This is a genomic window from Lacticaseibacillus baoqingensis, assembly GCF_003946165.1.
Taxonomy (GTDB): domain Bacteria; phylum Bacillota; class Bacilli; order Lactobacillales; family Lactobacillaceae; genus Lacticaseibacillus; species Lacticaseibacillus baoqingensis.
Window position 1 is genome coordinate 25,847 of record NZ_RHOI01000030.1, and the last position, 9,190, is coordinate 35,036.

Consider the following 9,190-nt stretch of genomic DNA (forward strand, 5'->3'; position numbering starts at 1 on the left):
GTTTAACGAGAAAAGCGCGGCACCTCTTTTGTCTCGATCAGCCATGCAACAGTGCATCTAAACCGGCAGCGAGCTTGTAAGCATGCGCGACCGTCAAGGTGACTTGATCATCGGTGATCACCACTTTGCTGATGTTGAGCCCTAAGGTTTGGAAGACCTCTGGCGCATCCACTTGGGTGCCATCTTTGACCTTGATCGCCAGGGTATCGGCAGTCGCATCAAAGCTTTCGACGTTGTCGATCGTCCCGAGTGAATCGGCGATCAATGCGGCGTCGGCATTTTCTGCGGCTACTGGTGCCGCTGGCGCTTGCGTCTTTTCACCCATCATGCCTTGCATTTGGGATAAGACTTGCGGAACATCCAACCCCACGATCACTTGTAAGGCTTTGCCATGATGCACCACGCCCACGGCTTTGTTGGCTTTAAAGGTGCTGTCTGGGGCCACGGCAGTATCGTCTTTGACACTGACGCGCAAGCGCGTGGCACAGCTGGTGATCGCTTGGATATTGTCGCTGCCGCCTAAAGCTTCCAGATAAGCTTGCGCGCGTTGGACATACGGATCATCTTTGGCTGCTGGTTGGCCATCTGCGGTTTCGCCTGCTTTGGCTGCTTTATATTCTTTTTTGGTGATCAGCTTAGTTTCTTCATCGTCGGCTTCACGCCCTGGCGTCATATAGTTGAACTTCTTGATCATAAAGACGAAAACGAAGTAGAAGATCGCCGTAAAGATCAAGCCGATAATGATCTGCGTGACCCAAGTGACCCAGTGATTCGCCCAAGTCGGGATCCACACGGTGGTCAAAAAGCCAATGATGCCGCCGCCAAAGTCCCCGACGACCCCAAAAGCGACCATGACCGCATCCATCGTGGCACATAAGAGAGAATGCACGACCCAAAGGACTGGTGCGGCAAATAAGAAGGTAAATTCAACGGGTTCCGTGATCCCAGCCAATAAGGCAGTCAGCCCAGCCGGGATCAATAAAGCAGCGGTTTGCTTTTTCTTGCTTGGCCGCGCGGTAGCATAAAACGCCAAGCAGACCCCTAAGATCCCAAACACCTTATCGTTGCCATACATGGTAAAGGCATTCATCGGTGCGATTTGGGCCATTGGCTTGGTGGAAGCGGCGATCTCATTGAGGTGCGCAAACCACCAAGGATGGATCCCACCGGCGATCGCCGCAGGACCATAAGCAAACGGGATATAGATAAAATGATGCAGCCCCGTCGGGATCAAGAAGCGTTCCAAGAAGTGATACAACCACACCCCAACAAGGCCAGAAGCCTTCATGAAGTGCTGCATTTCATTGATCCCAATTTGGACCCGCGGCCAAAAAAGACAGGTCAACAAGGCCACTGGGATCATCAAAAACGTCCCTAACATCACGACATAAGTGGACCCTTGGAAGGTCCCTAACCATTCAGGTAATTTCTTCTCAAAATATTTATTGTGCAGCCAAACGGTCAGACTGGCCACGACCAACGCCCCTAAGATACTGGTATCCAAGGTCTTGATCCCTAATATGTTCGTCAGCCCATTGTTCGTCGAATTCGCCACGATCTGCGTGTTGACGAAGTTTTTGACCCCAAAGAAATTGCCCCAATGAGTCAACATCGCATTGATCGTGTAATTGTATGCGGCATAGATCACCACAGATTCCATCGCCGCTCGGCCAGAGGCTTTTTTAGCGAGGCCGATCGGCAACCCGACGGCAAATAAGAGCGGAATAATATTAAATACGGTAAAAGCACCGGCTTGGATCGTACTCCAAACCCCAGTCCAAGTCGTGTTTGGCCCAGCTAAGGCGCCAAAGATCGTCGTGTTCGTCATCAACACACAGATGGCTGTCATCGTCCCACCAAACGAGAACAACAGCACTGGGGTGAACATCGCACCCCCAAATCGTTGCACTTTCTGCATCAAGGTCATTCATCTCGCTTTCTAATGAACAGGTTTTCGCCAAAGCACCTGGTTTTGGCGAATGGCTCATGGGTGAACTGCCAGTTTGGAAACAAAACAAAGCACAACCTAATGCTGGACAAGCTGGTCTACCACAGACGCGCTTGCACAACATTAAGCCATGCTTTTGGTTGCCCACTGCAGTGATCCATTGATTGCCGCAGTGCGCGATATTTTGCTACCCAAAACTCAAACAGTTTGACCCCACACTGACATTATGCACGCATAAGTAAGCGCTTGCAAGAACTTTTTTTACCCGCGGGTCAGGCAAAAAAATTTTCGCCGCCTGAATCCGCGCGGCTGCCCCGATCGCATCCAGCAGGCTGTATTTGGGACTTGACTTTTGCCAAAAGCGGCTTATCTTTGGTTTCAATAACAGGAGGCAATCTAAAAATGCAAGCACTTTTAGAGCGCCGGTTTTCAGGTGAGACGTTTGATTATCGTTTCGTCTTTGCCCTACTGGGACCTGTTGTCATGGATCAATTCTTCCTGGTCAGCTTTAATTTTTTGAACACCGCTATGATCTCAGGCTCTGGAGAGTCTGCTATTTCCGCGGTGAATATGGTGGGGACATTGAATGTGTTTATCGTGCAGACCTTTGTGGCGATCGGACTAGGTGGGACAGTCTTGATCGCCCAATATTTTGGGAAGCACGCGTTGTTGACCCTCGGGGCGATCGTCAACGGCACCATTTATTTGGCCATTTTTAGCGGCACGTTGTTTGCGACAGTGGCGGCGCTATTGCGCACGCCTTTGCTGCACCTGCTGTTTGGCGCGGCACAACCGCAAGTCTTAGCCGATGCCGAGCTTTATTTGCTGGGGATCGTGTTCAGTTATCCCTTTGAAGCGGTGATCGCCGGCATCAGCGGCTGTTTGCGCGGCGTCAGTAAAACGGGCCGGTCTTTGCAACTTTCTTTAGTGATGAATGCCTTATATCTCGCCTTGAATGTTTGGTTCATCTTGATCTTGCATTGGGGCGTGGCGGGGATGGCGTTAGGGTTGAATCTTTCGCGCTGGGTCGGCTGCTTATTTGCCAGGCATGTGTTAGGGCAATGCCGCGACGTACTGCACTTGCAAAAAAAGCGGCTTAGACACGTGGATTGGCCTTGGGTCAAACGGGTCTTGACCGTGTCGTTGCCATTTGCTGCAGAATCGATTTTTTTCAATGGCGGGCGGATCATCGTTCAAATGATGATCGTGGCTTTAGGCACTTCAAGTATCGTCGCCTTTGCGATCGCCGGGTCATGGTCACAATTGTCTGAGATCATCCCCACTGCCTTACAAAACGCGCTGGTGCCTATCGTGGGCCAATGCATGGGCCGCAAAAACGTCGCTGACGCCAAAAAGATCACCTTGGGGTTTTTGGGGCTTGGGGTACTGGCTTATGTGGTCGTCGACGGGCTGTTATTGTTGGTTTTTCACCGCGCGATTTGGATCTTTCATCCGGCAGCAGGGATCGTGCCGTTGATTTTTGCGGTGTATTGCACGTATTTGGTCATGCACTTATTGGTTTGGCCAGCCAGCTTCATCTTGCCGTCAGCGTTGCGCGCGGCTGGAGATGGCAAGTTTACGACTTATGTTTCCTTAGGGACCATGTGGCTGTTTCGGGTGGCAGGCTGTTATCTAGTCGGGTTAAAACTCGGCTATGGCCTGCGCGGGATCGCCGTGATCATGGTCTTGGAATGGCTGATCCGGGCGCTGATCTTTGGCGTCAGGTTCCGCGGCAAGCGCTGGTATTGCCATGAAGTCACCAAGCAATAGGTATTCATGAAGTTTTATTACACAGGATGGCGGCCAAGCTATTCTGGTTCCTTGGTTTGATGTGATGCCGCCATCCTTATCAGCCAGCTTGTGCTGATCGGCTTTTGGGCGCCTTTTAACCAGACTGTTAGCGATCGATTGGTCACGCTTGCATTGGGCGCCATTATCATGTTACACTCGGACCATTCGAATACGCGTATCTGGGGTGCTGTGAAGCTGAGATTATACCCATCGAACCTGATCCAGGTAATGCTGGCGCAGGAAGATCAAGCTGTCTATTGAAGGACAGTGTCTTTTTGCCGACTTGGCAGACCTCCAGTTACTCGATTCAGAGAATGTGGAGGCTTTTTTTATGGCAAAATCTAATGTGCAGCGCCTCGCCATGTTGGCGATGATGATCGCTTTGGATGTCGTGTTATCCCCACTGTTTCGCATTGAAGGCATGGCGCCGATGTCCAGTGTGATGAATGTGCTGGCGGCTGTGATCATGGGGCCTTTATATGCGACATTGATGGCGGTGATCTGTGCCATCATCCGCATGGGATTGATGGGCATTCCCCCATTGGCCTTGACCGGGGCGGTATTTGGGGCCTTTTTAGCTGGCTGGGGGTTTCGTTTAGCACGGCACAATTGGGGCGCGGCGATCGGTGAGATCATCGGTACCGGTTTGATCGGCTCTTTGGTGTCGTTTCCGGTCATGGTGTGGTTCACCGGCAGCACCCAAGCGCTTTATTGGTTCGTTTACACGCCAAGGTTTTTTGGCGGCTCGATTTCCGGTTCTTTGATCGGCTTAGTCGTTTTATATCAACTCGACCGCTTAGGCATGACCAAGAAGCTGCAACGGCTATTTCAGGGGGCCATTTCGCATGCCAATGTCGCTGATTGAGCATTTTACCGCCGCTTTTCACCTGCCGCTGCCGCTTCATGCGGCGCCTTTAGTCCAGTGTTTGACCAACGAGATCTCTGTTGAAAGCGTCGCCAATGCCTTGTTAGCCATCAACGCCAAACCGGTGATGGCTGACGATTTGCGCGAAATCACTGGGTTTATGGCGCAAAGCGATGCGGTGTTATTGAACCTTGGCCACTTGTCGGCGGACCGCGAAGCCAGCATCCGCTTAGCCAGCCAAGCCGCGCAAGCCCAACAACGCCCGGTGGTGATCGACCTGGTCGGCATCGGCGCCAGTCCGATCAGAGCGCAATTAGGCCAGCAATTGCTGGCGGAAAAACCAATGGTCGTTAAAGGCAACTTAGGCGAATTGCGCCATTTAGTGGGCTTGCCTAGCCAAGCACGCGGCGTGGATAACAGCCAAGCCGATAGTGCCGACTTGGCGTTGGCTGGTTTGGCTCACCGGCTGCAAACCTTCGCTCAAGCTTACCCGCACACCGTCTTTTTAGCGACTGGCCCTACTGACATCGTCGCCACTGCCACAACCGCTTGGCGGCTGGATAATGGCGTCGCCCAGCTCGACCGTTTCACCGGCACTGGCGATATTGTCGGCGCCTTGATCGCAGCGCTTTTAGGCAGCGGCTTGGCGGCTTTGCCAGCAACGGTGCTGGCCGTCAGCTATTTCAACCGGTGCGGCGAAGCAGCCGCTTTGCTGGCGTCCAAAGCTGGCCTGGCCACGTTTCGGCTCAATGTGTTCGATCAGCTGTCGCAATTAGGTCAAGATCCCGAGTGGTTCTTGGCGGTCAAAGGAGAAAACTATGGATCCTAATGCTTTACACCTGTATTTAGTCACGAACCGTTATCAAGATCCGACTGAGACTTTTTTAGCCAAAGTCCAAGCCGCTTGTGAAAATGGCGTCACCATGGTGCAGCTGCGCGAAAAAGCGCTCAGCTCGCGCGCTTATTATGCCCTCGCTTTGCAAGTCAAAGCCATTACCGACCGCTATCACTTGCCATTGATCATCGATGACCGCGTCGATATTTGCTTAGCGGTTGATGCCGCTGGCGTCCATATTGGCGATGATGAACTGCCAGTCGCCGTCACGCGCCAGCTGCTCGGCCCGGATAAACTACTCGGCGTTTCGGCCAAAACTGTCGCCGCCGCGCAGCAAGCCGCCTTGGATGGCGCCGATTATCTCGGTGTTGGGGCGATCTACCCGACCCAAACCAAAGCACATGCAGTCCGCACCACACTGGCGACGCTAAAAGCCATCAGCCAACAAGTCGCCATTCCTATCGTGGCGATCGGCGGCATCAAAGCGCATAACCTGAACAGTTTTGAACACACCGGCGTGGCGGGTGTGGCCATTGTCAGCGAGATCATGCAAGCCCCAGACGTTGGGGCCATGGTTCGGCAATTACGCCAGCAAGTCGATGCCTTGAGCTTTTAACTAGCGCACAAAATAGGCGTCTCTTTGATTGAGAGGCGTCTATTTTCTTGTCATGGTGATGCCTAATGGCGGCTGTGTTTGGTAGCGTGTTGGATCAAGGCAAAGCCAATGACCAAGGTCAAAATGGGCCAACCCAAACTGGTCCCGTGTTTAAGGGCAGCCACGCTAGTCGCCCCGCCAACGGTACAACACGCCACCCCGATCAACGCGGTGATCAGCTTGATCAGTTTTAATCCGGCCGGATTAGCTGGTTGCTGCGGTTCGTGCATTCAAAACGCCTCCTTGGTGGCAACAACGACTTAACCAACTTGATTATAGCCCAATATTACCGGGGTGCTAGCCTACCCCAAAATGCACTGAACCGCGGCTATGGCTGATGCCATTGATCACCACCAACCACCTTACATGTATTTCTTTTTCTTTAGCCACCACGCCGTTGCTAAGCTCACCAACAAGGTCAACCCTAACACGACCCAAAAACCGTACACCGGCTGCCGCCACGGGATCCAAGTGTTTTGGCCCCAAATGCCGCTAAAGATCGGCGGGATCGCCAAAATGATCGACACCCCAGTCAAGAATTTCATGATCAAGTTCAAGTTATTGCCGATCACCGAAGAGATGGCCGTATTATATTGGTCCAAGATCTCTTCGGTTTTTTGTGCGACGGATAAGGCTTGGTGGGCTTGCACCGTCAATTCATGCATGGTGATCGCATGTGCTTGACCAAACTCGCTGCGGCTGGCTTGTTTTAGCATCGTATGCATGGCTGCCAAGGCGCTGGTCAAATGGACCAGCGCCTTTTCGAGTGCCATGACTTCATATAATAAGCGATTTTGGGACGCTTCGGCCACGCGCCCTTCCATCGTTTGGACGCGTTGGCTCAAGTCCGCGATCACCTGGTCATATGCCGCCAACGCCCAAGCGACGATCACAAAGCTGGCAGTCTTGGCATTGCTGGCTGCAGCCAGTTGCGCTTGCACCTGGGTCAAGTCGACTTGTCCCAGCTTCGCCACGGTCACCAGCGCCTGGTCACAAAAAAGCAGCGTCAGCGGCACAGTTTCATATGTCGCCACCCCAGTTTCACTTTCAAACGCATGCGGCACGCGCACGTTCATCAAAGCCACCGGCGCATCGAGTTGATCGATCCGCGGTTCTTCAAACTCATCTAAAGCCGCGGTCAAAAACCGCTGCGGCAAGTCGTATTGTTCACCGATCGCGTCTAAAGTCGCAGGGGTTGGATCATCTAAATGGACCCACTCAAAGTCCTTTATTTGCATGGTCTTCACCTCTCTTGAATTTAGTGTACCCAATTGCTGGCTGCCTTGTCGCGTCCGAGGGCTTTGGCTTGTTTGGCAAAAGGCCAACATGATACGGTAAAAGTAAGGAAAGGAGGTGAATGCATGCGTCCGTTGACGAAAATCGGCTTAGGCCTGATGGCTTTGCTGCTTTTGATCGCAGCCGGCTTAGTCGCTGCATATTGGTGGCCGCTATTGCCTTTGCAAACGGTGATGCAGCATTACCCGCTGGCGACTCGCTTCATCATGCTTGGTTTAGCGGCAATCGTCGCGTTGATCGGCGTGATCTTCTTGTTAGTGGCCCTTTTGCGGCGCACGACCCACCGGCAGTTGATCTTGCCGCAAAAACGCGGGCAAGTCAGCGTCTCTCAACAAGCCGTCGAAAACGCCGTGACCCGCGCGGTCAAACAACAACATGATGTCCGCGCTGTCGACGTGCAAGTCGCCTTGAACCAACGGGATGGCGCGCGGGCCAAGATCACCGCGGATCCCCGTTCGCCAACTGATCTCGTAGCGCTGGCCAAGGCGATCGAAGCCACTGCCAAACAGCAGTTGACCAACGTCTTAGGGGTGCCTGCCAAGCATGTCAAAGTCTCCCTAAAACCGGCAACCTAAGAGAAAGGATAAGACGATGACAACAGGTAAAATTGGGGCGCTTATCGGCCTCTTGCTGGCGGCTGCCGCCTTGCAATGGGGCTGGTCAGGCTTGATCCTACTGGCATTAGCCGGCATCGCCGGCTATGCCGTTGAACGGTGGCTGTGGCCGCAACGCCAAGCGCTTTGGCACTGGCTGCGCGCCGGATCGCGGATCATAACGAAGGAGGAATGACCGCCGTGAATGACTTAACCACTCTCAAAGCCAACAGTCACTTGACCTTTGACGATCGAGTATTGGAAAAGATCGCCGGCATTTGTGCGCAAGATATCGATGGCCTGCTGGAAATGGATGGCAACATGCTCGACAGCTTGACTGAAACCCTGGGCAAAGACGCCCGCGTCACCAAAGGCATCACTGCCGAAGTCTCAGAAACCGATGTGACCATCGAGATGACTGCGATCGTGGCTTATGACACCGATACGCAAGCCTTGTTTGACACCTTATGCCAACGCATCGACCGCGCAGTGACGCATATGACCGGTTTAAAGTTGAATGAGTTGAACTTGCACATCCAAGACGTTTTGACCCGTAAAGAATGGAAGGCTGCCAAAGCCTAACGCAAGGAGGAATTGCGATGACCGAACACAACCTGCATTTTGACGATCACGTATTGGAAAAGATCGTAGCCTTGACCGCCCAAGAGATCCCAGGCGTCTATCGCTTAGAAGGCAATTTGATCACCAACGTCGCCGACAAGCTGCGCAAAACGCCGAATCAAACTAAAGGCGTGGCGATCGACATGCCAGATGATGACCATGTGCAAGTGACACTGGATGCGATCTTGCACTACGGCCAAGCCGCCCAAGACGTGTTTGCAGAAGTCACTGAAGCCATCACCGAACGCGTGCTGGAATTGACCGGCTTGACTGTCGACAAAATCGATATGACCGTCAAAGACATGCTGACAGACGCAGAAATTGCTGAGCAAGAAAACAAAGACCGTGACCAAACCGATGCCAAAGCAGACCCAAAAGCTGAAAAAACTGCGCCGGCAATGGCTTGATCGCACCCGCTTGCCAACGACTAGTGGCCCCAGATCCAACCGCTGATGGTTGGATCTGGGGCCACTTTCAATGTAAAGTCAAACCTTTAAGCAAAATCAACCGAGACAGTTTCCAGCGGTACGTCGTAGAAGCGGTCTTCACGCCGGCCTAAGAAGTCGCGGCCTTGTTCTGGGAACAA

The 9,190-nt window shown here is 52.9% G+C and carries 11 protein-coding genes and 1 riboswitch; of the genes, 8 read left to right on the forward strand and 3 right to left on the reverse strand.

What is annotated here, in order from left to right; translation table 11 throughout:
* Positions 1-37: 37 nt before the first annotated feature.
* Positions 38-1,918: an alpha-glucoside-specific PTS transporter subunit IIBC gene (locus EKM91_RS11115; protein WP_125753990.1), complete on the reverse strand. Its 1,881-nt coding sequence runs from the start codon at positions 1,916-1,918 to the stop codon at positions 38-40.
* Between the two features lie 432 nt (positions 1,919-2,350).
* Between EKM91_RS11115 and EKM91_RS11120 the strand changes: the two genes are divergently transcribed.
* The 4 genes from EKM91_RS11120 (at position 2,351) to thiE (ending at position 6,055) form a co-directional block, all read left to right on the forward strand.
* Positions 2,351-3,718 (forward strand): MATE family efflux transporter, encoded by a 1,368-nt coding sequence (locus EKM91_RS11120; protein WP_125753991.1) that lies wholly within the window; start codon positions 2,351-2,353, stop codon positions 3,716-3,718.
* 191 nt (positions 3,719-3,909) lie between these two features.
* Positions 3,910-3,999, forward strand: a riboswitch (TPP riboswitch).
* A gap of 71 nt (positions 4,000-4,070) precedes the next feature.
* Positions 4,071-4,604, forward strand: a complete 534-nt coding sequence (thiW, locus tag EKM91_RS11125) for an energy coupling factor transporter S component ThiW (protein ID WP_125753992.1) — start codon at positions 4,071-4,073, stop codon at positions 4,602-4,604.
* Positions 4,585-5,433 (forward strand): hydroxyethylthiazole kinase, encoded by an 849-nt coding sequence (thiM, locus tag EKM91_RS11130; protein ID WP_125753993.1) that lies wholly within the window; start codon positions 4,585-4,587, stop codon positions 5,431-5,433. Before thiW ends, thiM begins: the two co-directional genes overlap by 20 nt.
* Complete coding sequence (thiE, locus tag EKM91_RS11135; RefSeq protein WP_125753994.1) at positions 5,423-6,055, forward strand: thiamine phosphate synthase; 633 nt, start codon at positions 5,423-5,425, stop codon at positions 6,053-6,055. Before thiM ends, thiE begins: the two co-directional genes overlap by 11 nt.
* A gap of 62 nt (positions 6,056-6,117) precedes the next feature.
* On the opposite strand, the gene EKM91_RS11140 is transcribed toward thiE, so the two are convergent.
* Together EKM91_RS11140 and EKM91_RS11145 are read right to left on the reverse strand one after the other, a co-directional pair.
* Positions 6,118-6,324, reverse strand: a complete 207-nt coding sequence (locus EKM91_RS11140; RefSeq protein ID WP_125753995.1) for a hypothetical protein — start codon at positions 6,322-6,324, stop codon at positions 6,118-6,120.
* 132 nt (positions 6,325-6,456) lie between these two features.
* Complete coding sequence (locus tag EKM91_RS11145) at positions 6,457-7,332, reverse strand: magnesium transporter CorA family protein (protein WP_164508556.1); 876 nt, start codon at positions 7,330-7,332, stop codon at positions 6,457-6,459.
* A gap of 123 nt (positions 7,333-7,455) precedes the next feature.
* Here EKM91_RS11145 and amaP point away from each other — a divergent pair, with 123 nt between their 5' ends.
* The 4 genes from amaP to EKM91_RS11165 are packed head-to-tail and all read left to right on the forward strand — an operon-like array spanning position 7,456 to position 9,011.
* Positions 7,456-7,965, forward strand: a complete 510-nt coding sequence (amaP, locus tag EKM91_RS11150; protein ID WP_125753997.1) for an alkaline shock response membrane anchor protein AmaP — start codon at positions 7,456-7,458, stop codon at positions 7,963-7,965.
* Positions 7,966-7,981: 16 nt separating this feature from the next.
* Positions 7,982-8,179 (forward strand): hypothetical protein, encoded by a 198-nt coding sequence (locus EKM91_RS11155; protein WP_125753998.1) that lies wholly within the window; start codon positions 7,982-7,984, stop codon positions 8,177-8,179.
* A 5-nt stretch (positions 8,180-8,184) separates the two neighbouring features.
* On the forward strand, positions 8,185-8,565 hold the full coding sequence (locus EKM91_RS11160) for an Asp23/Gls24 family envelope stress response protein (RefSeq protein ID WP_225419510.1): 381 nt from the start codon (positions 8,185-8,187) through the stop codon (positions 8,563-8,565).
* Between the two features lie 17 nt (positions 8,566-8,582).
* Entirely contained in the window at positions 8,583-9,011 is a 429-nt protein-coding gene (locus EKM91_RS11165; RefSeq protein ID WP_164508557.1) for an Asp23/Gls24 family envelope stress response protein, read from the forward strand.
* The last annotated feature ends 179 nt before the right edge of the window (positions 9,012-9,190 follow it).

What these genes read in the sequence shown, in the direction of transcription:
- EKM91_RS11115 (WP_125753990.1), bottom strand. Translation starts at nt 1,918, where the DNA reads ATGCAGAAAGTGCAACGATTTGGGGGTGCGATGTTCACCCCAGTGCTG.
- EKM91_RS11120 (WP_125753991.1), top strand. Translation starts at nt 2,351, where the DNA reads ATGCAAGCACTTTTAGAGCGCCGGTTTTCAGGTGAGACGTTTGATTAT.
- thiW (WP_125753992.1), top strand. Translation starts at nt 4,071, where the DNA reads ATGGCAAAATCTAATGTGCAGCGCCTCGCCATGTTGGCGATGATGATC.
- thiM (WP_125753993.1), top strand. Translation starts at nt 4,585, where the DNA reads ATGCCAATGTCGCTGATTGAGCATTTTACCGCCGCTTTTCACCTGCCG.
- thiE (WP_125753994.1), top strand. Translation starts at nt 5,423, where the DNA reads ATGGATCCTAATGCTTTACACCTGTATTTAGTCACGAACCGTTATCAA.
- EKM91_RS11140 (WP_125753995.1), bottom strand. Translation starts at nt 6,324, where the DNA reads ATGCACGAACCGCAGCAACCAGCTAATCCGGCCGGATTAAAACTGATC.
- EKM91_RS11145 (WP_164508556.1), bottom strand. Translation starts at nt 7,332, where the DNA reads ATGCAAATAAAGGACTTTGAGTGGGTCCATTTAGATGATCCAACCCCT.
- amaP (WP_125753997.1), top strand. Translation starts at nt 7,456, where the DNA reads ATGCGTCCGTTGACGAAAATCGGCTTAGGCCTGATGGCTTTGCTGCTT.
- EKM91_RS11155 (WP_125753998.1), top strand. Translation starts at nt 7,982, where the DNA reads ATGACAACAGGTAAAATTGGGGCGCTTATCGGCCTCTTGCTGGCGGCT.
- EKM91_RS11165 (WP_164508557.1), top strand. Translation starts at nt 8,583, where the DNA reads ATGACCGAACACAACCTGCATTTTGACGATCACGTATTGGAAAAGATC.